The organism is Mesorhizobium loti, assembly GCA_014189435.1.
Taxonomy (GTDB): domain Bacteria; phylum Pseudomonadota; class Alphaproteobacteria; order Rhizobiales; family Rhizobiaceae; genus Mesorhizobium; species Mesorhizobium loti_G.
Genome location: CP050294.1, coordinates 203,053 through 229,103, shown reverse-complemented (window position 1 = coordinate 229,103; position 26,051 = coordinate 203,053). Strand labels below are relative to the sequence as shown.

Here is a 26,051-nt window from a genome sequence, read left to right as displayed (position 1 = left end):
CCTTAACTCGCGTTCAGGGATTTGCGGCATAGACCGATGGCATGAACACCGCGACCGTCAGCTACAAGCGCATCGTTTCCCGCCGCAGATCATCGCCCGCTGGTACCGCCATTAGCGCCCCACCGCTCACAGAATTGCTAGGCGGCCTGAGTGAGGTCCGCGAGGACTTGGAACGGGTCCTTGACTTTCCACTGCTGCGCTACGGAGCCATTGAACGAATGGGCCCACGCGGGACTCCCGGGCTCAGGCTTCCGATCTCGGTCGTCGGCAACCAGGGAGGGGTCGGCGAGGGAGGTGATGTAACCTGGACGCACGATGGGGTTCCACTGCTGGGACTTGTCGGCGTGCCCCTATATTCGGAAAGGATAAGCGGAACCTGGTGGGCGATCTCCCCGTCGTTGAAGTCAAGGGCGAGGGTTTTGCCTCCCGCATCGAGCAGAATGACATTCTTGCTCAGCTCAATATTCCAAACGAGCGTGGCGCTTGATTCGCTGAGGGGCCAATGCCCCACGGGGGCGCCGATGATCGGGTCATTCACACCCAAGCCGCAGCGGGTGTCCGCCTGCCACTGAATCACTTTTTCTGACATAACGTTACCCCTTCTGGAGTTGAAAGCCCTAGACCTTTAGCATGGAGGAGTCCTATCGTGGATTACGTTTCCGTTAAGGGTTTTGAAGGCTATTTTACCATTGTGTAATAAGCGTAATATTTGACGGGTATTCTATTCTGGAACACTGAACCATGATCAGAGTGGAATTACCCACCCCTCGCCCCCTCGATGCGGCACGGTGCGTCGTCACTCGTCGTCGATGTCCGGGTACTGCGGGGGAGCCTTGCCGATCTTGCTGACGATCCTCGGGTAGTTGGCATGGGGCTGCGCCTGCCCGGTTCCAATAACTTCAGCGCGGAAGCGCCACTCGTCACCGTAGTCGTACAAGAAGGTCATTGCCGAGCCCACCTTCTGGAAGGCTGTGGTGACGCGCGTGCCCTTCACGCTGCGAGAGCTGCTCCCCTCTATGTCGGCGAAGAGTTCGAACCGCAGGGGCGAGTCGAACAGCTTTCCCGTCAGCTTTGAATAGAATCCGTAGGCGTGGTCCATGTCGAAGCCGAATGCCCTACGATGGCTTCGGCCAGATCCGCTAGCGTGCTCGAACTCGACACCTCGATGTCCCGATAAAGCCGCGCCCGAAGAGAGGCTCGGAAGATCAAGGTCGCGGGCTCAGTCATAGCGGATTTCAGGCGCTGACGGTTTGAAGGATGATTTTGAAGGGGTTCGTGCCTGGCGTGAGACGAGCCGTGTCGACAACGGTTCGAATGTCGGCTTCGCCCTTTGCGCCCCACATGGCGCGATAGCCGTTGGTGATCTTCCGTTGAACGGCCATCGCAGGGTCATTCTGCCCATGTCGGGCAGATGGTAGAGTTTCATTATCGCTGGCATCCATATTACGGCGGTCGTTTTCGGCATGAAGGTCGTGAGGACCGGGCCAATGGCGCGATCATCCGGGTAGAGATCAGGCCGGGTGAGATCATCCAGGTGGCGGAGTGGATGCTGGATCGGGCGTTTAGCGCCGCTGCTACCTCAATTTCCTTACCCCTCAATCAATGTGACAGCACCCTTGCGACAGCTTCACACGTTGCAAAAGCGAGTAAGAGAGTGGCGCCGACAAGCCGTGCAGCGGCTTATCGGCGAGGTCAGCGGCCTTGCACCATACGTCGCGCCAAATCCCGCACGTCTTGCTGCGGGTAACATTCCTGATGAGGCACTCGGTAACAAAATTAGGTGAGGCAACACGACACCCGTGACATGTCGCCTGGCATTGTCCGATGTACGACGATGTTGGAGATGCGACATAGCCGGTTCGATCGATTGCCTTATAATTCAACGAGTTTTTCCTTTGGCACGCATATTGCTCCCGGTCATCAGTAACGCGTCACGGACCGATGATATCGAAAATGTTAGCACAATGATTTCTGCCGGGGCGACATCCGGCCTTACTACAGCAGGACCATCCAGATGCAGAAAAGGAAGAGGCCGTACTCGCCGAGGAATAGTCGAGTCAGGGCTGCATAGGCAGTTGTTATCGGCGCGGATGCCAACTCTTCAATCTGGTCCACCCGACCAGTTCCTGGATGTCCTCAAAGAGCGCCCTGTCATGGTGACTGCGGCCCCGGCTGCACCCGCGTGCAGGCTCCTCCGAAGACGCTCGGCGCTCGCTGCTGCAGACCGGCGATGAGAAGCCAAATCCAAACATGCGTCTTCCGAAAACCCAAAGAGGTGAACAGATATGTACAAAACCGGCGCTTTGACGCTCGCGCTATTAATTCAAGGGGCATCGGGATCGGTAACCGCTCGGGCGCTGGACAATGGTCCGAATGGTGCACCTCCGCCGCTGGCGCTGAGCGATTTTGAGCGGGCACTGACGATAAACGATCGCTATGGCGGGCTCACCGTGAATGTCCCCGAGGGGCCGTTCTGGCTGACTCCCGACGCGTTCATATACCGCGCCGGACTAGCCACGGCGAGCAGCAGTTCATGCGGGTCGATGCTGCCACGGGTGTGAAGCAGCCCGCCTTCGATCAGGCCCGTCTGGCGCCACTCAGCTTCCACGCCAAGGGGCGAGACGGCAAGACTGATATCTGGGGCGTGATCCACCTGCCAGCCAATTTCGATCCGACGAAGAAATACCCGGTGATGGAGGATATCTACGCCGGGCCGCATGGCTCTTTCGTGCCAAAATCCTTCTCAAGGCGGACAGAGCCGCTCACGCAGTTGGGCTTCGTCGTTGTGCAGATCGATGGCATGGGTACCAACACCGCTCGCGCGCCTTTCATGATGTTGCCTGGAAAAACTGATGGACGCAGGGCCAGTCGGCATTGAATATTCGCAATCCTCCTCCATCGACAATGCTCACAGGCTGCAGGGCAAGCCGATGATCGTCGTCGGCGAAATGGACCACAATGTCGACCCGACCTCCGCTTTCCAGCTTGCCGACCGGCTCATCAAGGCGGGAAAAGATTGCGACATGGTCTACGTGCCTGGCGCCGATCACGGTGCGCCAGGCACCCATCGCCAGTACAAACTCCTGCAGTTCTTCGTTCACAACATCCTCGGGCAGACCCCACCCAACTGGAACGCCACATGAATCGAGTTGCAGAAGTGGTGGTGTCACATTGATTGAGGGGTAAGGAAATTGAGGTAGCCGCGCGCCCATGACCGTGAGTGCACCGACCTACAAGAACCACCGCTATCCGATCGAAATCGTGGCGCGTGCTGTCTGGCTCTACTTCGACTTCAATCTGAGCCTGCGCGATGTCGAGGAAATGCTGCTCGAACGCGGGATCGTCGTTTCCTACGAGACCATCCGCCGATGGTGCCGAAAGCACGGCCCTGATTATGCGCGCCGCATACGCCGCAAGTCGCCGACGAAAGACGATGTCTGGCATCTGAATGAAGTCGTGGTTCGCATCAACGGTCAGACCCTGATTGAGGCTGTAAGGCGTACGTTCGAACGGCGGGGGACGGCACTGCCCGCAGATATTCCGATTGGGCTGAGTGATGAATTCACGGCGGCCTGGAGCGTTCAATGGCAAACCTTTCTCGGCCGCGAGCGCATGGCTGCCGCGCCGGAGACGTTCGCTGCCGTTATCGTCGATCTCCGTCTGTTTCTGCTTCCGCTTGTTGATGCTGGAAATGACGAACAGAGCTGGTTGCCGGCGGACACCGGTCTAAAGAAAAAGAGAATGCTCTGTCAATCCAGGCATTCTATTTTGGGAAGGCAGTAAGTTTGTGGACGTCTTTTCGCTAAATAATAGTCTATTGGCTCAATATACCGGATTTGCCAGATCCTTTACACGGATACGTTCGTCAGAAATTCTGGAGAAGGTAACCGATCTCTACGCCGGGCGTCGTTTCTGGCCTGAACCCATAATTCAGCTTAATCCGCACTATGAAGGTGGCGGCTCGGTCCAAAGCCTTGTTGGCCCAAAAGGGCTGATCGATGATTGCGCTCAGATATTCCGGGACTCACGCGCCGCTGCCGGCGCCTCCGACAAGACTCTGAAGTTACGTCGCCATCAGGAGCAGGCAATTGGCCTTGCACTGGACGGAAAGAGCTTCGTCGTAACGACCGGCACCGGGTCGGGTAAGTCCCTTTGTTTCTTTATTCCGATTGTTGATGCCGTTGTTAAGGCGAAGCGGGCTGGCGAGGATGCGCGGACCCGAGCGGTAATCATCTATCCGATGAATGCCTTGGCTAATAGCCAGCTTGAGGAATTGAAGAAATTTCTCGCAGATCAAAACCATGCAGTGCCCGTGACCTTCGCTCGATACACCGGTCAGCAGAATTCGGAGGAACGGGAGCAGATAAAGAACAATCCCCCGGACATTTTGCTCACCAATTTTATGATGCTCGAGCTTCTGATGACGCGGCAGTCAGATCTTGACCGACGTGTCGTGGAAAATTGTAGCGGCCTTCGATTTATTGTTCTTGATGAACTACATACGTATCGAGGGCGCCATGGGGCAGATGTTGCGATGCTGATGCGCCGTCTGCGGGCGCGTGCTGGCGATCCCCGGCATCCGCCGATTTGCATTGGCACCTCGGCAACAATGGCCAGCGAAGGCGGCGAAGAAGATCGCAATCAGGTTGTTGCTGATGTCGCGTCCCGCTTATTTGGGACGAACATCGGCCGAGACGCGATCGTTACAGAAACCTTGCGCCGCGCGACGGATCCAGATCAATCCGCTGACAGAGGGCTATCTCGACTGAGTGACGCTGTGGTCAGCGCGGCTTCAGGTACGCCCTATTACGGGAAATCAAATGGTGAGATCGCTCGTGATGATCTTGCCATCTGGGTAGAGACTAGGCTCGGCCCTCGAGAGGTAGACCAGAAGCCGCAGCGGGCGCGCTCCCTATCGCTGAAGACGGCGGCGGTCCTACTATCTAGTGAATCCGGCGAAGCCGTCGAGACATGCGAGCTGGCATTAAAAAACGCGCTACTGGCGTTTAGCTTGCCGGAGAAACTCCGAGGCCATAGCGGCGGCAGTGACGAGCCTCTTTTCGCGTTTAAGCTACATCAATTTATTTCAGGCGCAGGTCGTCTGTACACGACCCTCGATCCCTCGGGTTCGCGCTCGGTCACATTTGATGGACAAATCTTCGATCCGGAAAATCCGACAAAAAGACTATATAGCGCTTATTTCTGCCGGCGGTGTGGGCAGGAAAACCATCCCGTCACGCTGGTCGACGACAATGGCGCAAAATCATTTGAGAAGCGTGAGATCGATGATGTCCCCCTCAATGATGACGAAGAGGCTGAGGGCATCGTTGAACGCTGGGGCTTCCTTATGCCCGAGCCCGTGGATGGCGAGTTCACGTTCCATGGTCGGGATGAGGACTATCCCGAGGCTTGGCTTGAAGAAACAAAATCGGGCGAATTGCGGTTAAAAGCGACGTACCGCAAGACGAGGGCTGAGCTTGTATCGGTGCTTCCGGACGGCACCTGCGGCAATGACGGCCAACGAGCCTGGTTCATGCCGGGTAAGTTCAAATTCTGCCCGGCATGCGGGGAGCACCACAGCGATTCAACTCGTGACATTAACCGGCTCGCCGCCTTGGGCGCCGAGGGGCGCAGTTCGGCGACGACGATTATTATTGCGGCCATCCTGCGTTGGATGAACGATACGGAAAACTCCATCCCGGCGACGAGACGCAAGCTCTTGGCCTTCACTGACAACCGACAGGATGCCGCCCTGCAGGCCGGGCATTTCAACGACTTTCTATTCGTCACGCTGCTACGCGGCGCGATTCTGGCAGCCGTTTCCCAGGCCGGTGATGAAGGGTTGCAAGAGGATGAGGTCGGCAAGGCGATCCAGCGAATGCTGGGCTTTGTGGTATCCAATGTATCTCGGCGAACCGAATGGTTGGTAGAGCCGGATCTTAGGGGGGCCAAGCTGCTGGCCGTTGAAAAGGTGATCCGCGAATCGCTGACGCATCGATTCTGGATCGAGCAACGGCGGGGGTGGCGTTACACGAATCCCAATCTCGAGCAGCTTGGGTTGATCGAGGCGCGCTACATTTCCCTCGATGACCTCGCACACGACGACAAGGAATTTGAAACCTACCCTTTGTTGCGAGCGGCTTCAGCTCTCGAACGTCAGGCGGCGCTTCGGGTGTTGTTGGACGTGATGCGCAAGGGCTTAGCAGTCGAATGTGATGCCCTGGATCGACTGAAGATCGAAAGCCTCGCCAGTCGAATGCGGAGCGCAATCAAGGCCCCATGGATACTGGATGAGGAGCGCTTCTTGGCAGCCCCGGTATTCATGCCGAAGCCGCCAACCCGCCGTGAGATGTCGCCGAAAGACGAAGAGTTGATTCTTCGGGGCAGTCCGACCAGCACGATCGGCCGGCAATTTCGGTCGATGACCTTCGGTGGCAGACGGGCAACCGGTAAGCAGATCACGGAAATTGTCGAAGGCTTGTTGAAAGCAGCAGGTCGTTACGGGCTGGCGACACAGGTCGTCTCCCCTGTTGGCGGAGATGGTTGGCGTCTGGTGCCGTCATCGATCACTTTTGCGCTTTCAGCAAATCAAGCTCCGGATCGGGACAATCCTTTTTTCCGTGGTCTGTATGCACATATCGCGACGCTTCTGGCCGACGGCGGCGAGGCAATCTTCGGCTTCGAAGGCCGAGAGCATACGGCGCAGGTTGAGGGTGATCTACGAGAGATCCGCGAGGCTCGCTTTCGTTATGGCATAGACGACCGGCAACTTCTGATCGACCAGGCCGAACGATTGAAGGAGCTTCGAGAAGATAGCCGTTTCCTACCAACCTTGTTTTGCTCGCCAACCATGGAACTCGGCGTCGATATCTCCGCGATGAACGTCGTCTACATGCGAAATGTGCCCCCAACGCCAGCGAACTACGCTCAGCGCGGTGGGCGTGCGGGCCGCAGCGGTCAGGCAGCCTTAATTGTCACCTATTGCGCGGCACAAAGCCCGCATGACCAATACTTCTTCGAGCGTCCAAGCGCGATGGTCGATGGCGTGGTGCTCCCGCCATCTATTGATCTGAAAAATCACGAACTTGTCGAAAGCCATCTTCACGCAGAGTGGCTGGCTGCCAGTGGAGCGGCATTGTCGGCGTCGATCGCCGATAACCTCGACATGACAGTTTCCGGCAAGCCTCTCTTGCCGCATCACTGGAACCGGGTGTCTGCTGACGAGGCAAAGAGTGCCGGTGCAAAGCGCGTTGCGGCCGTTCTGTCAGCTGTCGCTGATGACTTTGGCGCCACGCCACCGGAGTGGTTTGTTGGTGTTGATGCCAATACAAACCGGGTCGTTGCTGCCGCGCCTCAACGCCTTGCCGATACCTTTGACCGGTGGAGGGATTTGTGGGCTGCGGCCGAACGGCAGGTAGAAGACGCGGCACATACTCTAAAAGATTATTCGATCTCACCGCAGGAACGCCTTGCCGCAGAAACACGGCAAGCGGCTGGAAACACCCAGATAAAGCTTTTGCTACGGGGGGCCGAGGGCCAAGGCTCCGATTTCTACGTGTACCGGTATCTGGCAACGGAAGGGTTCCTGCCTGGCTATAACTTCCCACGTCTCCCTATTATGGCGTTCGTGCCAGGTGATCAGGGCGGAAAAGGACAGCGGTATATTCAGCGTGCACGCTTTCTGGCGATCGCCGAGTTCGGGCCAGGCAGCCTTGTCTATCACGAGGGGCGTGCCTATCGGGTCGATCGCGCCCTGTTAAAGGAGGTTGGTGGCGAGCAAGATGGATTGCTCCCGACATTCAGCACGGCAATTTGCCCAGCCTGCGGTGCCGCCCATGACGGAGAGCCGCCAGAACGCTGCCACGTATGTAACAGCGCTCTGAACAAATCGAACATAACGAAGCAGCTTCATCGGATCGAGAATGTTGGTACGCGCCAAGTGGAGCGGATAACCGCCAACGACGAAGAGCGTCGTCGCCAAGGCTATGAACTCCAGACGACCTTCTCGTTTCGAGACCCGAGCGACGTCAGATCCCGAGTGTTTGAAGATTCAGAGGGGCAAATATTCTCCGCGGAATTTACGCCTGCCGCACAGGCGCGTCGTATCAACCGGGGACTCCGCCGCCGCAAGGACATCAGTAAGATCGGGTTTTTGATCGATCCGAAAAGCGGCTATTGGGCAAGTGACAACCGAGCGCAGGACGCGGAAGAAGGATCACCGATCAATAGTCGGCAACCCATCACCCCGGTTGTAGAGGACCGGAAAAACGCGCTGCTCATCCGGTTTCCTGCTGCTTGGTTGGCTGCTGCTGGAGACGAGGCGGAGGCAATAGTTGCTACGATCCAGCATGCTTTTGCGCGTGGCATCGAGGCCATTTACCAAGTGGAAGAAGGCGAAATCCAGGGACAGCCGACGCCCTCAAGAAAGGATCGCCGAGCACTGTTGTTTTACGAGGCCGCGGAGGGTGGCGCCGGGGTCTTGTCCAGGTTGGTCGAGGATGGCAGTGCCTTTCGCGCCGTTGCGAAGAAGGCGCTGGAGATAATGCACTATGCTCCGGGAAGCCTCTCAGCGGCTGCGGTTAGTGGACCGAAGGCACTGGAAAATGTTGAGGACTCTCACTGCGTAGCGGGCTGCTATCGCTGCCTGTTGTCCTATTTCAATCAGCCCGATCACGAATTGATCGATCGTCGGCGTGAACCTGTGCTGCAGATGCTCATCCGACTTTCTTTCGCAGAAATGCGCCATTCCGCCCCCACATCACAGTTTCAAACGTAAGCGTCATCAACTGCCCACCTCGTATGATCGGGGAGTGACGGATACTCTTGTCGATGCTTCACTCTCCGCTGTCCAGTTGGTCATGGCGCGCTTCCCTGACCACGAAACAGCACGCTAACAAATCCGCGACCAGCGCGAATCCCCCCTGCTGACCTGCCACTGAAGTGTCATCCAGCGGCGATTAGAGCCTCGGCTGTTTTGCTCCGATACCCTGATCCGGCGCCTGGCCTTGTTCAGTGCCTTTTCCTGAGGTGCCGGCACGTCGACTGCGCTCCGCGGCTGCGCGACTCCGTCAGCTCCTGCTGTCGATCTGGCCGGCCGGCCGCGCCGACGTGACTTCAAATTGCCACGAAGCCTGAGGTGATCGCGCCACTCGTAAAGACGTTGGCGACTGACGCCAACCTCATCTGCCAACTTGCTAACGGTTTCGCCCGCCTCCATGCGCTGGAGAAGCTCCAGTTTTTGGTCCTCATCAATAACTCTTTGCCGTCCGGCCATGCCCCAGTTTCCTCTCCTCGCGGGGAAACTGTCCGCGATTTTCCTTGTCTCAGTCTGGGGGTGCACTCCAGCGGGGACCGCCACCATGTCGACTCGGACTGTCCGCACTTTTCGCTCAGAGCCTGATGTCCTTCAAGCTGGCGATTTCGATACCTTCAGCCCCGAAGGCCTCGCTGACATCAACCTTCCCCAGCCGGTCCCACTTCTTCGCCACCCCGAAGTCGAGGTCCAACTGATCCTCTATGTCAGCGATCCGACATTGGCGCAGTTCGAAACGGCCCGGATCGATGGCCTCCTGGGGTAATGACGCGATCAGGTCGGACTGATCGAGCCGGAAGCCCACTGCACCCGGATCCTCTCTCACGTCGCGCCAAATCACTATCTTGTAGAAACTCAGCGGCACAAGTGCGTCGTGTAGCGGCTTGTCCTGCTTACCAAAGACGGGGCCGTTGAAGACCGTCAAACGCGCACGCTGCTCTTCCCCCTGCTCGGAGATGAAGTTTTCCAGGTCTCCCCAGAGGTCCAGCCCGGCACCAGTGAATTCGTCCGACTGGTTGAAGAGAAAATATTGAGGCGCTGAGTTGGTGTAGAAGAACGTGTCGTCATTCGCGGCAACGGCGTCCTCGAATGTCTCACCCCAAGCGACATCGTCCCGCCGTGTCAGGTGTCCCTTGTTGTAGTCGTTGTAGTCATAGAAGCGTGCGCCGAGCTGATCCGCGAATTCGATCCGCGGATCCTTCCTCCAGGTGCTGCGCCCATCCGCCCGGCTCGCGGTTTCCTTCGCGGCGAAGTTCAGATTGCAGGCCGATACATAGGCTAGGCGCCGTTTCGCACAGAGGATGACGCTGTAGTTGTGATAGCGCAGTTCGGTCCGATCATCCGGTCGAGCGGGCCGGGGAACGACCAAGGCACCACCACCGAATTTCGGCTCGGCCTTGACCTTGGGCAGGGGAACGGAAACGCCCAGGAACTTGCGGGCGTAACCATCGCGATCGGCGAAATCCTGCGCCTCTAATTTCTCTTCGAGCAACTCGGCCGGAAGCCGCGGGCGCGGCATCGGCGCCGATGCGGACCGATTGCCGGCCCGGCCTAGGGAAAGGGTTATCTTCAGCGGAACCTCGATGGTGGCCGACGGCTCCCATTTGTCCTTCGATATTTCCCGGTTGGGACCGCTGCCTCTCCCGGACGACACATCGCGAACGACTGGGGTGTCCTCCAGCTCGTGCGCAACGCTCTCGGGGACCAGGCTAGGCGCGAAGGTTTCCATGGATGCTGTGGCCGACATGGCTTCATTCAGGTAGGCCCGCTTCTCCTTTTCCAGCGGCGCGATTTCGATCGCTGCAACGAGGCTGGATGTCCGCACGGCCTCATTCGCGACCCATTTGATTTCCGCGACCGAGTGCTGCTCCTTGTCCCAGATGCGGTCATCTTTCCGGAGCCAGTTCCCTTGGCTGTCGATCGCAGGCACGCCGCTATGGTGAAGCCCGACGACCTCCCATCCATCATTCATCACAGGTGACCCTGACGAGCCCTTCTCCGTATCGGCTTCGTAATGCAGGAACGGTCCGAGACCTTCGGCGGCAGTCCTCATGTCGAGAACCCGGTTGTTGCGGATTACGACCTGCTTTTCCCGGCCACCAGGATGCTGGACGATGTTGATGTGGTCCTCATCCGAGATCGCGATCTTTCCCTGGGCGCCATTGAGCGGAAGCCATCCGTATGTAGAAATCTCAACGCCCTGGATGCTTTTCACAGAAACCGCCACGAGCGCGTAGTCGAGCTTGTGGTCATTCAGGAAGAAGCGCTTCGGCTCGAGCGCGAATTCCTGAGGCTGCTTCACCAGGCCGAAGCGGTTCTGCTCGTAGTCCATCTGAACGACGCATCGATCCGCAAGCTCCGCCGAGGTCAGGACGTGCTCATTGGTCAGAAGCAATCCCGGTCCGACGAGGAAGCCAGTGCCTCGTGCGCTCAGGGTTCCATTAGCGCGGATAAGGACTCGCCCGACACTTCGGGCGGCCGCCGATCCTCTGTCCAGAAACTCCACGGAAAGAAAGTCGCGGGCACCGATGATAACCTCGTTAACGATCTGGTCGCTGAGTTCTGCGACAGTCACGGGCAAGGGGCGCTCCACAAACTTCCTCAAGATGGAGCTTTCCGGCGGGAGCATTCCCCCGCCCGATTTCCGGACATCGCTGATGATGTTGTTCAATCGCGCAGCCAGGCGATCCGGACTGTCCGCCGCCAGAATCTCATGCCTGATCAGCGCGTCAGTGCGCGCTTCGCGAATCCTTGTGCGGTTCTTCCATCGCGCGGCGGCGGCCTCTGCATTCGCTAACAGCGCGCCATCAATTTCGTCATCCATCGCCAACCACCCTCCACAGTAACCGATCAAAGGCATCCGATCATCCTCGCAAACCTCACTTCAATTCCATGCTGCCGGATGGCTGAAGGATGGTTTGAGCCAGATCGCCGGACCGCAATCCGCCTCCAAGGCCCAGAGAAACCACTTCTACATGGCCAAACCGCTGTGGCTTGGCGGCTCAGGTCTTCCGCCTCGCCAGTGCTCTCGTGCCGAAGATCGACGGTTGCTTTCTGGCCGATCGTGTCAAGGTACATCCGCGCCAAGTCCTTCCCGGCATGCGCATAGTGGGGCTCCAGCTTCGATGCCTGGGCATCCTCCTTCGACTTCTTGGCCTCGTCCTTGGCCTTCTCCGTTTCCTTTTCTTGGACTTTGACGCCCCACAGCGCTCCGGCCGCGGCGAAGGCCAGCACCTGCAACGACGTCATGATCGTCACGCCGCGATCCTAAAACTCCAACTCGATGTCGATCCGCTGCATCATCATTGTCAGGACGACTAGCCACATGCCGACAATAAAAATCGCCACCAAGGCGGCCAAGCCTGTGAGAAATCGCCGCTGCCGTCACCTGCCAGGAGCCGGTCGGATTTAGCCGCTTACCAGTTGGCGCCCGAGTTTCCTCCTGCGCGTCTTTGCGCTCGGGCTTTATCAAGCGGCGGGACAACCGAGCGCCTCGTTGCCAACTGTTGTCCGCGTCGCGAGATTGTATTGTCCCCACATCCAAGCAACTGCCGCGCCAAACCGGAAAACCAACTAAAACAAAACGATCACGATGATAGTGCAGTGTTTCACGTTCGACGTTGTCACAAAACCGACAACGCGTGCGACTGCCGAGCATCAGAACGCTTCAGAATGGTAGGCGGAGGCGTTGTCACGTTGTTTGAAATGTGGCCGCGTGAGGCCGACACCGCGCTTTTCAGGCAGGCCGTGCACTCACGGCTTCCCACGCGGCCATGGCTTGGCGTCGATGGGTTCGAATTTGTGCTGCCGAGCGGTTGGTCTGGGAGGGGACGAAGAGATTTCGGACGGCGGAGAAGATCGACACGAAATGCTGCAATGAGCCGACCGACCGGAAACCCTGTCGCGTTCGTTCCCGTTTTCGGAACGGCAGGTGAGAATTCTCCGCCCGGTTGTTCAAGCCTTTATGCGAGCGGTGTTCACGTTCGGCATGAGCTGGCGTTGGGCCGCCCCGTAGGAGCGCAATTTGTCGGTGATCATACGCTTTGGCGGCAGACCCTGCTTCTTCAGAAGTCGCGTCAGCAGGCGCTTGGCGGCCTTGCTGTTGCGACGCGTCTGGACAATCTCGTCGAGCATATATCCGTCCTGATCAACCGCTCTCCACAACCAGCACTTCTGACCGTTGATGCGCACCACGACTTCATCCAGGTGCCAGACATCATCTTTCGTTGGTGCCTTGCGGCGTATGCGGCGCGCATAATCAGGGCCGTGCTTTCGGCACCATCGGCGGATGGTCTCGTAGGAAACGACGATCCCGCGATCGAGCAGCATTTCCTCGACATCGCGCAGGCTCAGATTGAAGCGGAAGTAGAGCCAGACAGCACGGGCCACGATTTCGATCGGATAGCGGTGGTTCTTGTAGGTCGGTGCACTCACGGTCATGGGCGCGCTGCTACCTCACTTTCCTTACCGCTTAATCAATGTGACAGCACCGTTGAGAACGATGCAACCGATGGCAACCTCGGTCTGTTGAGCCGGAAGAGAGCGTGCTCGCAGGCGCCGTCCGATCAGCCCCTTGTATCGTCCGATGGCTGTTTCGCTCAGCGCCCGCTTGCCGTAGCCGGTGGCTGCCTGCCATTTCAGCCGACCGTCGCTTGCGATTGCGGCAATGTGCTTGTCCCTTTGACCAGGCGGTCCGGCATCACCGCTTTCCACCGCCGTGGAACGCGGTGGAATGACGATGTTCGCGGTTGCGCTGTGCTGCAGGATAGACCGATAGGTTGGCTTGCCGTCATAGGCTCCGTCGGCTGTGAACTGGTCGATCTCGCCGTCGATCTGATCGAGCAGCGGTGCCACCTGGGAAGGATCATCCGTGTCCTGATCTGTCAGCCTTTGGGCAATGATCGCGCCACTTTTGGCATCCACTGCCAGATGCAGCTTGCGCCAGTTGCGACGTGATCTGGCGCCATGTTTCTGCTCCAGCCATTGCCCGGCGCCGTAGACTTTCAATCCCGTGCTATCGACAAGCACATGCAGCGGGCCGTCCGGCAGCGGCGGGTTTCGTCGGGCTGATGGCTCCCACTTCTGTGCCCGACGGCTCAGCGTCGTATGATCTGGAACTGGGACTTTCAGCCCCATGAGATCCAGCAGCGAGTGGAGCAATCCCTCGGTCTGGCGCAGCCGCATTGCGAAGACGCAACCCAGCGTCAGCGCTGTCTCAATGGCGAGATCGGAATACCGGGCTTGGCCGCCGCGGGTCTTGCGTCGCGGAGCGCGCCATCCCGCCAGTGCCTCCGGCGTTACCCATAAGGTCAGGCTACCACGCCGGCGCAGACCTGCTTCGTAGTCACGCCAATTCGTCACCCTGAATGTCATCTTTCCGACGTGATGACGACGATCTGCGTTGTGTTTGTACGGCATGGCACTCAAATCAAGCTGATTTCGATCCTGCCTGCCTATCGCCAAACCGTTGACAAAGGATCCATGCACCAACGCTATCCATGCACCAACGCTGGCCAGGGGGCGACTCCTCCGATTTGTGGTCGCTCTCGCAACCCGTTTGGTGGCATGCAAATTGCATATTCATAGCCATGATACGTGTTTTGGCGTGGCCCGTCGCGCAGTCTCTAGCCTAGGAGTTCACATGACATTCGCCCGAACGCAATACAGGTCTGCGCATCCCGTGGGACGCCCCAGCTCCGTTGGATCTCGCTGGGCGTTGGTGCGCGGATATGGCGGAGCGCGCCATCCCGCCAGTGCCTCCGGCGTTACCCATAAGGTCAGGCTACCACGCCGGCGCAGACCTGCTTCGTAGTCACGCCAATTCGTCACCCTGAATTTCATCTTTCCGACGTGATGACGACGATCTGCGTTGTGTTTGTACGGCATGGCTCTCGCATCAAGCTGATTTCGATCCTGCCTGCCTATCGCCAAACCGTTGACAAAGGATCCATGCACCAACGCTGGTCAGGATCGCCTACTGGTCACACCGGCGAAAATGGGAAGACATCGACGATATGGGCGGCTGTGTTCTGCCCTCGATCAGGCGCTCAGCCACATCGCAACCAACAGCCTATTCTGGACCTGGACCTGACCAAAAACGTACAAAGTCGAGATAACAGGTAGCCACTCTAAATATTTTGCCTTCACGGTTAAGCGGCTTCCCGCGTATCCCGTCCCTAGGCGATCAGAAACTCCGCTACAGGTGTAGATATGGGAATTTGCTGCTCCAAATCCTCCGGATCGACTCGACATGCCACATATGACACGGAAGAGTCGCCGCGAGAACCCACGGCGTCGGACCTTGAGAGCCGCATATCAGCGCTGAGGGTCCCCCTGGGTACGCGTCCCGACAGGTTGCGAAGGGGCGGAGATGCTCCTCTGGAGCAACATCAGATCCAGCAGGCCGCCTACCATATGGGAGCGTATGTCGTCGATGACGAGGTCACGAGCCCGATAAGACTCGCGACAGCCGGGCAAACCGTTCACGACGTCCGTCTGCTGCTCAAGCATGGCCGGGGAAACGTTAAGGCGGACGACATTCCCTCGCACGGCCACAACGGCATCGGATCGTCGGTTGCAAAGATGGCACCAGACGCCAACAACGAGGTTGCAGTGGCCGTAGTCATGGGAGCGGCGGCCTGCGATCAGGCCGCTCCCCTTTCCGCCATCGTCCACGCCCCACACATGGCGGCCAACGAGCGGAGTATGACCTCTGTTGCTTCCGTGTCAATGAAAGAGATAACCGACGAAGGTGATGAGATCCCAGTCAAGACGGGTCACACCTGGAACGAACTGCGGCGCGGAAGCCGCGACCCGAGGTCGACCGTGGTCATGGATGCCTGGGCCAACGGTCCCGCTGTTCGGTTGAAAGACAGCGCATGGAGCGGAGAGCCGGCCGAGAAAGGTCCTTGGTCGATGGACAAAAGCAGCGCCGAATTCCTCAAAAACCGTCTTGAGGGGTTGATTCCGTTAGTGCATCCGGACACAGATGAAGACACTGCCCACAATTTGCGCCAGAGGCAAAACGCACCCGTAGCGTGGGAAAAATATGCAGAAGCACAAGTGATCTCACCCGAGTTCGCCGACAGTGTACGCAACGCATTGTCCCGTGTTCCTGAAGACCAACAAAGGGAAATCGCATCACGGATGATTCAGGAAGCCTACGGAATGGATCCTTCCTCGGACACGCACCGATACGCAGTGGATTCAGTTCTGGTGGCAGCCAACCAACTGGACTCGCTGCCCCGGCCTCCTGTCGTGCCGCCGGGATACTGAACGGCAAGAGGATCGAATCGTCCGGTCGCTGAACCGCGGGGCGCCGGTATCGATGACGATACGGCGCCCCGCCACCGCACACGCGCAACAAACGGCCGTGTAGGAGGGTCGGCAGGGATTCATGCGAAACCGGCGTTGTTGCGTGGATCACCCGGCGACTGATATTGAGCGGTGGTTTTCAGTCTCCTGATCCGGATTTCGACGATGCCGCACAAGTTCAATGCCGATCGGCGGGACAAGATTGCCAAGCAGAAATATCAAGTGACGAATTGGCCGGCATATAATGAAAGCCTGCGTCAACGTGGTGATTTGACCATCTGGGTGAAGGATGAGGCCCTGTCTTAATGGACGGCGCGGAGGCGGACATCGCGGGGTGGTCAGCCGAAATACTCGGATCTGGCGATTACGTTGTGCTTGACCCTGCGCGTCGTCTACGGGCTGGCGCTACGCCAGACCCAAGGCTTGATGCGCAGTGTCGCGGCGCTGATGGGGTTCGATATTGCCGTGCCTGACTCTCCACCCTGTCTCGCCGGAGCAAAGGGCTGGCGTTGCCGTCGACAAAGTCCCGAGCCACAACATCAGGTCCGGTCCATCTGGTTGTCGACAGCACCGGCTTGAAGGTCTTCGGCGAGGGCGAGTGGCTGGAAAACAAGCACAAAACCAAGGCCAAACGCAAAAGATGGCGCAAACTGCACCTTGGTCTCAATCTTGTCAGTGGTGAGATTGTTTGTTCCGATCTGACCGTGGATGATGTCGGCGATCCGACAGCGTTACCAGGACTTCTGGACCAGATCGGTGGCCCCGTCGAGAAGTTCATTGCCGACGGCGCCTATGATGGAACGCCAACCCGAGATCTTCTGGCGACACGCTTTGGTGAGATCGTGGAGGTCATTATCCCACCTCCCAAGACTGCCGTTGCCAGCCCTCAATCGGTGCTGGTTCCATCTGTCCGCGATCGCCATATTGCAGAAATCCAGACCAAAGGGCGGATGGCATGGCAGAAATCCACCGGCTACAACAAGCGCAGTCGCGCTGAGACCCAGATGGGTCGATGGAAGGCTGTGATCGGGCCCAAACTCAAAGCGCGACATTTTGACAATCAGAAGACTGAAGCGAAGATTGGCGTCCGTGTTCTTAACCGGATGACAGAACTTGGCCGGCCCAAGTTCGAGCGCGTTGCATGAAAAATGCAGTGGATAGGGTTGCCTCGTCCAAAGTCTAATCCATGCAACAGTGCTATGCTGAATTATGTGTCGCGCGGCGGCGAGCTCGCCGTCGAGAACGAGAACGGCGAGCGCATCAGCAGCCGCGAGGACCTGGCGCGGTTGCGGGGCGACTGGAACCATCTATTCCAGAACCGCGCAGAGAGCCGCGATATCGGCAGCTTCACCGTAGAGATTGCGACTGCGGCGGTTTCGTCAGACGAGGCGATGCATGAGCTGGTCAGGAACAGTTTGACGAGCGCATTCGGCGATCGACGCTATGCTTATGCGGTGACGCGCCAGGCCGACGGCGCGCTGACGGTTCAAGGGGCGATCGTGCTCAGAAGCGGGCAAGGCGAGCGGCTGACTGGCGACGACAGGGCTGCCAGCATCATTCAGGCGCGATATGACGCCAGTGCAGCCGCGCAAGGGGCAGCACGGTTCTCGTTCCAAGGCTACGGCAACGGTGTCGAGTATGGCGCCGGCAAATTGCGGAGCCTGGTCGAACGTCATGACGGCGACGTTCGCGACGACCGCGGCCAAATCGTTGGTGACGAAAAGCTCGCTGGCGATCTGGTGCAAAAGGAATGGCGCGGTGATCTGCACAGCCGCAAAGGCCGCGACGTGATGCATCTGATCATGTCGGCCCGGGCCGGCACGAATGTCGAGGCGTTTGAAAACGCTGCACGTGACTTCCTTGCCGAGCAGTTCGCCGGCCATCGCTATGTGTTTGCCATGCATGATCCGGCCAATGACCCGAAGGAAGAAGGCGAGGGGGGCAAGCGGCCACATGTCCATGCCCACGCGATCATCACCATGCGATCGGAATCAGGCGATCGGATCGAGACGACCCCTCAGGTGTTTCGGGAGTGGCGGGCCACAATGGCGCAGATGGCTCGGGCGCAGGGAATAGCGATGGAAATGACCGATCGTCGCGAGTTCGCCAGTCCGCCCGCCTTTACCCGCAATCAGGTGAGGCCGGTGAGCAGTGAAGGGCGGACCGAGCACGTCGGGACCAGCGAGGCGGCACAGGGACGGTACGACGCCAAGCGGGGCGGACGGCGCAGTCTGGCGAAGGCCGAAAGAAGCCGGGAGTATGCCATAAAGGCAACGCAGAGTTGGCAGAAGATTGCGCTCGCTAGCGGTGATCGGCGTGTTGTCGCTTATGCAGAACAGCAGCGGGATCATTTGACAGCAAGCCTTTCGGCAGGTCAGGCGGAAGCGAGCGTAAATGTCGTCCATGCAGATTTCGGATCAAAATTCCGCGCCAATCTGGTAACCTTGCAGAAAGTCGTTTTGGAGGGTCAGGAAATGCGCGAGACAACGCGAGCAGAGTTTGAAGCCTATGAAAAGACGGTCGAGACGGCCTTGTTCCGGCTGCAGGGCTGTTCAACGCTGATTACAGAGCCTTGTAAGCGAGGATGAGATCGAGGGAGAGAGCGCCGTTCCAGAGGGCTTGAGCGACGTTTTTCGTGCCGTTGTGACGCAGGATGTTGAGGGCGAAGCTGCGGGCTCTGGCCATGATGCCGGGGTTGTCGCGGATACGGCTGCGGTCCTCGTCGCAGGACACGTCGCGGACATAGTGGTTGCGGTTCTCGATGCCCCAGTGGCCTCGGATGATGGCGGCCCAAGTCTTGGCGGGGAGACCCTGTTCGGAGGAGATATAGTATGAGACCTCGCCGCGCGGCTGCCACATGCCCGTGGCGGCACTGCGGAGCCAAGTTTGGCGGGTGACGCGGATGATGGTCTTGACGAAGGGCTGCCATTCGCTGTCGACGAGGGCCTTGCCGACGGGAAAGACGTCCACGGTTCGATCCTCCTGCCGGGATCGCACTGTGTCGCGTGAGGAGGCCGTGTCGCTGGGAGTGCGGCTGTCGACGATGGCGCGAATCTCGTCATCCAGATTGGGCTGGTTCTCCTTGAGTTGAACCAGCAGATGGTTACCCGTGGCCAGGGCTACGGCGAAGGTTTTTTTGGGCATGCATGGCGTCGAGAGTGAACATGCGCCCGGTCAGGCCCAGCGTGGCGATCAAGTCCTGGGCGGCGGGGATTTCGTTGCTCTTCTCATCGATCGCCAGATGGCCGAGGATGATCTGACCATCGCTGGCGAAAGCACTCAGCAGATGCGCCGCTTTGCGATCGTTGAAGGCGTCGAAGCTGCCGCGCAGCGTCTTGCCGTCAATGGCCACGCACGCCGGCATGACGTCGTCCGGCATGGCGTCGTCCGGCTCTTGGGCCGGGGGCGTCGGCAGGCCGGCCGCATGCTGGCGGAACACCCTTTCGACCTCCGCCCCGTCGAGACCGCGAAGGATGAACCGCACCGTCGAGTAGGCTGGGGCCTTTCGCACCGAGACCCCGAACACGCCGTTCAGGCGGACAAGATGGATGCGGATGAAGGCGTGGACCTGACGATACGAAACCGCCCCGGCCAGCATCGCCAGCACCGTGAACAGCAGGATCGGCGCCTGGGGATACATCTGCCCCTGGCCACGGCGTGGATCGGGGATCTGCGAAAACAATGACAGCAATGTGCCGGGCAACGGTGCAATCCGACAAGGGCTTGTCGTCGGTGCGCCTGGCCGAGGCGCTCGGGGTGAGCCAGCCAACGGCCTGGCGGATGGGACATGCACTGCGTCTCATGGTGGCGCGGGAGAACATGCTCGCCGGCACGGTGGAGATCGACCATTTCCATCTCGGTGGAAGGCCCAGAAAGAATCCCGACGACCCGCCTCCGGGCCGCGGCCGGAAAGGCCAGGCGAATACGGATAAAACGCCAGTCATGGTAATGGTGCGGCGGCCGACTGACGTCATGCCTGGCACTCTGGCCGGTGACGCGCGTGCCGCGGTCGTGACCGGTCTCTCGGCGCGAGCAAGCGAACGCGTCATTGAAGCGCAGATCGAATTGGGAGCTCATTTGATGAGCGACGAGTGAAAGGCATTCATGGCCATTGGTGAGAGCTTTGCCAAGCATGAGACCGTGAAGCATTCCAGCGGTGAGTATGTGCGCGAGGCCGTCCACGTCAATTCGGTGGAGGGCTTCAACTCCCGCGTCCGCCGTACCATCGCCGGCGTCTTTCATCATATCAGCCCGCAGCATGCCGACCTGTATTTCCACGAGATCGGCTTCCGATGGTCGCAGCGCGTCGTCACAGGAAACGTCATTCGCAAAACCCGGCATGGCCGGGAGAGCGTGCGAACCCTGTGGTCGCGCGTGCCGCCTGCGCTGCAATTGACGAATGTTTTTCGCACCGCCACGGGTCGTCAGATGCGCCGAAGCCCGGATGGCGGCATCATCATCAAATCAGCCGTAGCTGTCTTTGGTTGATAAAGGCCGCGTCACGCAAAGGGTGAATCACGAACGCACGCGCCTGCAAACCCCCACCGCCCGGTAATCTGCCCCGGTTACCTTCTTGACCCGACTTGAACAGTTGGAGGTGAACGGATGGCGAACGCTGTCCGTTAAGCTATTGAATTCACTCGCCTTGAGTTTTCGGCGCGAAAATGTGTGGTAACAACATTTGATCTGCTAGCCGTATGTTGTATGGATGTGATGGCATTTATTCGCTAACAACGCTGGCATGTTTGTCGTTGAGAGAGTCGCGCGCGGCCACCGCTATCTTTACCTCGTGGAAAGTGTCCGCGACGGCAAAACCGTTCGCCAGCGCACGATAAAGGCGCTGGGCCGCAAGGATGCGCTGGTTGCCAGCGGCGAACTTGACAGATTGGCGGCCTCGATTGCGCGCCATGGCGAACGCAGCCTCATCCTGTCCGACATTGACGCGGGGCGAATTGCCTCTCGCCGCATCGGCGGTCCGCTGTTGTTCGGGCGGCTGTGGGAGCGGCTCGGGATCGGCGAGGTGCTGGAAGAGGTGCTGGAAGGGCGCCAGTTCGGCTTTGCGGTGGAACGGGCGGTGTTCGTTGGCACGCTGCATCGGCTGTTCGTCTCGGGCTCGGACCGCGACTGCGCGAACTGGATGGCCGATTATGGTATCGAGGGCGCCGAGGGTCTGGCGCTCCATCACTTTTACCGGGCAATGGCGTGGCTGGGCGAGGAACTCGGCGAAAAGGCGCAAGGCGCGCTGGTGGCGCGCTGCGTGAAAGACGCGATCGAGGAAAAGCTCTTCGCGCGCCGGCAGGACCTGTTCACCGACCTCAGCCTTGTGTTCATGGACACCACCTCGTTGTCCTTCCATGGCGCGGGCGGCGAGACGCTGGGCAAGCGCGGGCATTCCAAGGACTTCCGCCCCGATCTGGCGCAAATGATCCTGGCGCTGGTCGTTGATGCCGAGGGCCGGCCGATCTGCACCGAGATGGTGCCCGGCAACACCGCTGACGTGACCGTCCTGTTGCCGGTGGTCGATCGGCTGCGAACGCGCTTCGGCGTCACACGCGCCTGCGTTGTCGCCGATCGCGGCATGATCAGCGCCGATACCATCGCCGCGCTCGAAAAGCTGGGCATGGAATACATTCGGGGGGCCCGCGAACGCTCGAGCAGCGTGATCCACAACGTCGTGCTCAATGACGCGGCACCGATGGTTCCGCTCGTTCTCGAGCGCCAGCGCGGTGAAACTCAGTTGTGGGTCAAAGAGGTCAAGGTCGGTAAAGACCGCTATATCGTCAGCCGCAATGACGCCGAGGCCGAGAAGGACAAGGCCGACCGCCAGGCGATCATCGCCGGCCTCGAGGCACAGCTCAAGAAGGGCGACAAGGCACTGGTCGGCAACTCGGCCTACCGGCGTTACCTCAAGGCCAGCGGCAAGAACTTCAAGATCGATGTCGGCAAGCTTGCCGAGGAAGCCCGCTACGACGGCATCACCGTGGTGCGGACCAACGCGAAGGTGACCCCGCTCCAGGCCGTGCTGCGGTATCGCGATTTGCTCGAGGTCGAGAGCCTGTTCCGCGCCGCCAAGGCAACCTTCAATACCCGGCCGATCTTCCACCAATCCGATGCCGCCATCCGCGGGCATGTGTTCTGCTCGTTCCTGGGGCTCGTACTCAGCAAGGAACTGCGCCGCCTCTGCCGGGCCAAAGGCCTGACGCCCGAAGGGCAGCCGCTCCTACGCGATCTCGACCGCCTCCAGGAAGCCACCATCGAAAAGGATGGTCGCATCGTCACCACCAGAACCCACGTTACGGGCCAAGTGGGCAACGTCTTCAAGGCATCTGGCATCGCTCTGCCACACAACCTCGACGAACAACTCGCCTGAGATCATCCCCAAAATGTAGTGGTAACACGCGCCGGCGCGCGCCTAACGTGCTGATATAATAACATATTCTTACAGGCGGTGTTTAAGTGGGGCTTGACGTAACCGGGGCAAAAGCGGTGGCGGGCGCGGCGTTATGACTCGGTGTATCGTTAGAGTGGGTGGCGGTTTGGCGGGCGGCGTGATTCTGTCGGGCCATGGCGGAGCCACCAGATTCTCGAACGCCGACCCCTGCGGACCTGCTCGACATGATCCTGCAGTTGCGGGCGGAGGTCGCCGGGCTTCGCGCCGAGAATGCGGCTCTGAAGGATGAGATCCGGCGCCTGAAAGGTCTACCGCCGCGCCCGACGCTGAAGCCGAGCGGGATGGAGCAGTCGTCCAAGCGGAGCTCACCTGCGGCAACGGGTCCGAAGCGGCGTGGCTCGAACCGGGCGATCGTCACCGAAGAGCGCCGTCTTTGTTATGAGCCGCCACCGGGCTCGCGGTTTGTGGGGCGGACAAGCTTCGTGGTGCAGGATCTGACGATCGGGGTGCGGGTGGTCCGCTATCATCGGGACCGCTGGCGTTTGCCGGATGGCCGGATCGTCGTCGCTCCGCTGCCGGACGGGGTCGACGGGCACTTCGGTTTGGAGCTTCGGCGTCTGGTGCTGTCGCTTTATCACCAGGGTCAATCGACCGTGGAGCGGATCGTCGCGTTGCTGCGCGACTTCGGCGTGTCGATCTCCAAGCGTCAGGTCGTGCGGATCCTGACCAGCAAGATCGACGCCTTCGTCGCCGAAGCGAAGCAGGTTCTGACGGCCGGGCTCGCTTCGGCCGGTTGGGTCAGCGTCGACGACACCGGGGCCCGCCATGGCGCGGTCAATGGCGTGTGCACGCAAATCGGCAATGACCGGTTCGCCGTGTTCACGACCACCAAGTCGAAGAGCCGGCTGAACTTCCTGCAGCTCCTGCACGGCGGGTCGGCCCGGTGGGTCCTGAACGCCGCCTCACGCGCCTACATGCTGGAGCGCGGGCTGCCGGTGATCACGACGGATCTTCTGCATGCTGGGCGCGAGCCGTCCGGGTTCGAGGACGCGGCGTCATGGGACGCCCATCTACTCGCCCATGGCCTGGAGCCCAAGGATGGCCCTGTGGACCCGTTCCGCATCGCCAGTGAAGGCGCGTTGTGGGGCGGTCTGACCGAGGCAAAGTCCCTCGACGGCACCGTCATCCTCAGTGATGGGGCGGGCCAGTTCGCAATCGGCGAGCACGCGCGGTGCTGGGTCCATATGGAGCGCCAGATCCATGCCCTCGATAGCTTCACCGAACCGCAGCGCCGCGCCAAGGCCCTGATCCAGAGCCGGATCTGGTGGCTCTACAACGACATCAAGGCGTGGTGTCTGAGCCCCACGCCCCGAAGAGCCAGGGAACTTGCCCGGCGGTTCGACCGGATCGTCGGCATGAAGACCAAGTTCGTGACCCTCGACCGTCTACTCGCGCGCATCCGGACCGACCGCCAAAGCTTCCTGAAGATCCTCCAACGCCCGGACATTCCGCTCCACACCAACGGCTCAGAGAACGATATCCGCAGCGTGGTGACCCGGCGCAAGATCAGCGGCGGAACCCACAGCGACTAGGGCCGTGCCGCCCGCGACACCATGCTCAGCATGATGAAGACCTGCAACAAACTCGGTGTCAGCTTCTGGGATTATCTCGGCGACCGCCTCGGCATCCCTGGCAGCAAGATCCTGCCGCTTCCCGTTCTCCTCGCCGCTCGCTGAAACCGAACAGCAGATCGGCCCGCAAACGCCACCGCTTTTGCCCCGGTTACTTCTTGACGTAACCGGGGCAGATTACCGGGCGGTGGGGGTTTGCAGGCGCGTGCGTTCGTGATTCACCGTTTGCGTGACGCTACCACCGACTGATTCGCTTGAAGGCCTGTCGCTCGCGGAACTCCGCGGGCTGGTTTCTGCGCTGATCGGCGAAGTGCGCGGTCTTCAAGGCCGGGTCGAGAGCCTTGAGATCGAGAACCAGGCGCTACGCGCCGAGAACCAGACCCTGAAGGATGAGATCGCCCGGCTGAAGGACCTGCCGCCGCGTCCCCCGGTCAAGCCGACCAAGCCATCGGGCATGGAGAAGGCGACGCAGCCGACATCTGGCAAGGGCAAGCGCCGCCGGCGCGGCGCCAAGCGCGACGGCGGTCGCGTGAGCCGCGAGGTGACGGTTGCGGTGAGCGCTCCTGCGGGCTCTCGCTTCAAGGGGTATGAGACGATCCTGGTGCGCGATCTGGCGTTGTCGGCCGAGGTGGTGCGCTATCGCCGCGAGCGCTGGGTGACACCGACCGGCGAAACGATGGTGGCGCCCTTGCCGGCGGGGATCATCGGCGGCTGGGGCGCGAACCTGCGCCGCTTCATTCTGGCCTGTCACATTCAAGGCCAGGTGACGACGGAGCGGTTGACGGCGTTGTTGACCGGGATCGGGGTCGACATTTCGAAGCGCCAGGTGGTGCGGCTGATTTCGGAGGGCCTGGAGGCCTTCGCGGCGGAGGACCGTGACGTGCTGCGCGCCGGGCTGGCTACGGCGCCCTGGATCACCGTCGATGATACGTCGGCGCGCCACGCCCACCAGGACGGCTACACCACCCAGATCGGCGATCGCCGCTTCACCGCGTTCCGCACCGGGCGATCGAAGTCACGGGAGGCGTTCCTGGCGACGCTGCGTGCCGGGCACAGCGATTACTTCATCAATGAAGAGGCCCTGGCCTATATGCGCGGCCGCAACCTCGCCGGTCCGGTGATCGCGCGGCTAGCGGCTGCGCCGCACAAGGCATTTGCCGACAGCGCCGCATGGCAGGCGCATCTGGCCGCACTCGGCCTCGACCAGCTCGCGGTTGAGCCCAACCCAGTCAGGATCGCCACCGAAGGGGCGATGTGGGGAGCGATCCGCCACCACGGCTTTCTTGGCGATACCGTGGTCGTGTCCGATGATGCCGGCCAGTTCCGCATCGGCGACCATGCTCTGTGCTGGGTCCACGCCGAGCGGCTCGTCCACAAATTGATACCCGTGACCCCGGATCAACGTCAGGCCGTCGACATCATGCGCCAGTTGATCTGGTGGTTCTATCGCGACCTCAAGAGCTACCAGCGTGCTCCTTGTCCGCGCCACGCGGCGGCCCTGCGCGCCCGCTTCGAGCGCCTGTTCAAACGACGAACCGGCTACGTCATGCTCGACCGGCTTCTTGCCAGGCTGCATCGCCGCAAGCATGAACTCCTGCGCGTTCTCGATCGTCCCGAGATCCCGCTCCACACCAATGGTTCGGAAAACGACATCCGCACCTTCGTCACCAAGCGCAAGATCTCCGGCGGAACCGTCAGCGAGGCAGGCAAGAACGCCCGCGACGTCCTGCTCGGCCTGATGAAGACCTGCATCAAGCTCGACGTCTCATTCTTCCGCTATCTCGGCGACCGCCTCGGCATACCAACACAAGAGTCGATTCCGCCGCTCCCGGATCTCGTTAGGCAAGCCGCTCAAGCCTGACTGCCCGGTAATCTGCCCCGGTTACCTTCTTGACGCCCTAAC

Annotated in this window: 11 protein-coding genes and 12 pseudogenes; 12 read left to right on the top strand and 11 right to left on the bottom strand. The window is 60.0% G+C overall.

Translation table 11 applies throughout. The annotated features are described in order from the left end of the window. Window positions 1-796: 796 nt before the first annotated feature. Window positions 797-1,227, bottom strand: a pseudogene (locus HB777_35830) (plasmid pRiA4b ORF-3 family protein). An 8-nt stretch (window positions 1,228-1,235) separates the two neighbouring features. Continuing rightward, window positions 1,236-1,388 (bottom strand): annotated as a pseudogene (locus HB777_35825) (IS66 family transposase). Between the two features lie 897 nt (window positions 1,389-2,285). On the opposite strand from HB777_35825, the gene HB777_35820 reads away from it, so the two are divergent. The 5 genes and pseudogenes from HB777_35820 (at window position 2,286) to HB777_35800 (ending at window position 8,776) form a co-directional block, all read left to right on the top strand. Next, on the top strand, window positions 2,286-2,561 hold the full coding sequence (locus HB777_35820; protein ID QND69149.1) for a hypothetical protein: 276 nt from the start codon (window positions 2,286-2,288) through the stop codon (window positions 2,559-2,561). Between the two features lie 32 nt (window positions 2,562-2,593). After that, a pseudogene (locus HB777_35815) lies at window positions 2,594-3,143 on the top strand (prolyl oligopeptidase family serine peptidase). 67 nt (window positions 3,144-3,210) lie between these two features. Beyond that, window positions 3,211-3,477: pseudogene (locus HB777_35810) on the top strand (IS6 family transposase). Window positions 3,478-3,486: 9 nt separating this feature from the next. Next, window positions 3,487-3,681 (top strand): annotated as a pseudogene (locus tag HB777_35805) (nucleotidyl transferase AbiEii/AbiGii toxin family protein). Between the two features lie 106 nt (window positions 3,682-3,787). Then, entirely contained in the window at window positions 3,788-8,776 is a 4,989-nt protein-coding gene (locus tag HB777_35800; GenBank protein ID QND69148.1) for a DEAD/DEAH box helicase, read from the top strand. Window positions 8,777-8,890: 114 nt separating this feature from the next. Here the strand turns inward: HB777_35800 and HB777_35795 are convergent, their stop codons facing one another. From HB777_35795 to HB777_35765, 7 genes and pseudogenes are all read right to left on the bottom strand, one after another. Beyond that, complete coding sequence (locus HB777_35795) at window positions 8,891-9,274, bottom strand: helix-turn-helix domain-containing protein (protein QND69147.1); 384 nt, start codon at window positions 9,272-9,274, stop codon at window positions 8,891-8,893. Between the two features lie 115 nt (window positions 9,275-9,389). Continuing rightward, window positions 9,390-11,636: a hypothetical protein gene (locus HB777_35790; protein QND69146.1), complete on the bottom strand. Its 2,247-nt coding sequence runs from the start codon at window positions 11,634-11,636 to the stop codon at window positions 9,390-9,392. A 26-nt stretch (window positions 11,637-11,662) separates the two neighbouring features. Continuing rightward, window positions 11,663-12,070 (bottom strand): hypothetical protein, encoded by a 408-nt coding sequence (locus tag HB777_35785; GenBank protein QND69145.1) that lies wholly within the window; start codon window positions 12,068-12,070, stop codon window positions 11,663-11,665. Window positions 12,071-12,548: 478 nt separating this feature from the next. Then, window positions 12,549-13,252: pseudogene (locus tag HB777_35780) on the bottom strand (IS6 family transposase). Between the two features lie 24 nt (window positions 13,253-13,276). After that, window positions 13,277-14,230: an IS5 family transposase gene (locus HB777_35775; protein QND69144.1), complete on the bottom strand. Its 954-nt coding sequence runs from the start codon at window positions 14,228-14,230 to the stop codon at window positions 13,277-13,279. 315 nt (window positions 14,231-14,545) lie between these two features. Continuing rightward, window positions 14,546-14,698 (bottom strand): annotated as a pseudogene (locus HB777_35770) (IS5/IS1182 family transposase). Window positions 14,699-15,196: 498 nt separating this feature from the next. Next, window positions 15,197-15,592: pseudogene (locus HB777_35765) on the bottom strand (hypothetical protein). Window positions 15,593-15,637: 45 nt separating this feature from the next. Between HB777_35765 and HB777_35760 the strand changes: the two are divergent. The 3 genes and pseudogenes from HB777_35760 to HB777_35750 all read left to right on the top strand — a co-directional run bounded on the left by HB777_35760 (window position 15,638) and on the right by HB777_35750 (window position 18,672). Continuing rightward, entirely contained in the window at window positions 15,638-16,087 is a 450-nt protein-coding gene (locus HB777_35760; GenBank protein ID QND69143.1) for a hypothetical protein, read from the top strand. Between the two features lie 204 nt (window positions 16,088-16,291). Continuing rightward, window positions 16,292-17,271: pseudogene (locus HB777_35755) on the top strand (IS5 family transposase). Between the two features lie 51 nt (window positions 17,272-17,322). Next, a pseudogene (locus HB777_35750) lies at window positions 17,323-18,672 on the top strand (conjugal transfer protein TraA). Window positions 18,673-18,688: 16 nt separating this feature from the next. Here HB777_35750 and HB777_35745 read toward each other — a convergent pair. Beyond that, window positions 18,689-19,270: an ISAs1 family transposase gene (locus HB777_35745; GenBank protein QND69142.1), complete on the bottom strand. Its 582-nt coding sequence runs from the start codon at window positions 19,268-19,270 to the stop codon at window positions 18,689-18,691. Beyond that, complete coding sequence (locus HB777_35740; protein QND69141.1) at window positions 19,230-19,829, bottom strand: ISAs1 family transposase; 600 nt, start codon at window positions 19,827-19,829, stop codon at window positions 19,230-19,232. Before HB777_35740 ends, HB777_35745 begins: the two co-directional genes overlap by 41 nt. A 2-nt stretch (window positions 19,830-19,831) precedes the next feature. On the opposite strand from HB777_35740, the pseudogene HB777_35735 reads away from it, so the two are divergent. The 4 genes and pseudogenes from HB777_35735 (at window position 19,832) to HB777_35720 (ending at window position 26,009) form a co-directional block, all read left to right on the top strand. Next, window positions 19,832-20,614: pseudogene (locus tag HB777_35735) on the top strand (IS1595 family transposase). Between the two features lie 253 nt (window positions 20,615-20,867). After that, on the top strand, window positions 20,868-22,496 hold the full coding sequence (locus tag HB777_35730; GenBank protein QND69140.1) for an IS1634 family transposase: 1,629 nt from the start codon (window positions 20,868-20,870) through the stop codon (window positions 22,494-22,496). A 194-nt stretch (window positions 22,497-22,690) separates the two neighbouring features. Beyond that, a pseudogene (locus HB777_35725) lies at window positions 22,691-24,253 on the top strand (transposase). Window positions 24,254-24,377: 124 nt separating this feature from the next. After that, the gene (locus HB777_35720; protein ID QND69139.1) at window positions 24,378-26,009 is read left to right on the top strand and encodes a transposase; all 1,632 of its coding nucleotides are present in this window, start codon (window positions 24,378-24,380) and stop codon (window positions 26,007-26,009) included. The last annotated feature ends 42 nt before the right edge of the window (window positions 26,010-26,051 follow it).

What these genes read in the sequence shown, in the direction of transcription:
- HB777_35820 (QND69149.1), top strand. Translation starts at nt 2,286, where the DNA reads ATGTACAAAACCGGCGCTTTGACGCTCGCGCTATTAATTCAAGGGGCA.
- HB777_35795 (QND69147.1), bottom strand. Translation starts at nt 9,274, where the DNA reads ATGGCCGGACGGCAAAGAGTTATTGATGAGGACCAAAAACTGGAGCTT.
- HB777_35790 (QND69146.1), bottom strand. Translation starts at nt 11,636, where the DNA reads ATGGATGACGAAATTGATGGCGCGCTGTTAGCGAATGCAGAGGCCGCC.
- HB777_35775 (QND69144.1), bottom strand. Translation starts at nt 14,230, where the DNA reads ATGCCGTACAAACACAACGCAGATCGTCGTCATCACGTCGGAAAGATG.
- HB777_35745 (QND69142.1), bottom strand. Translation starts at nt 19,270, where the DNA reads ATGCCCAAAAAAACCTTCGCCGTAGCCCTGGCCACGGGTAACCATCTG.
- HB777_35730 (QND69140.1), top strand. Translation starts at nt 20,868, where the DNA reads ATGTTTGTCGTTGAGAGAGTCGCGCGCGGCCACCGCTATCTTTACCTC.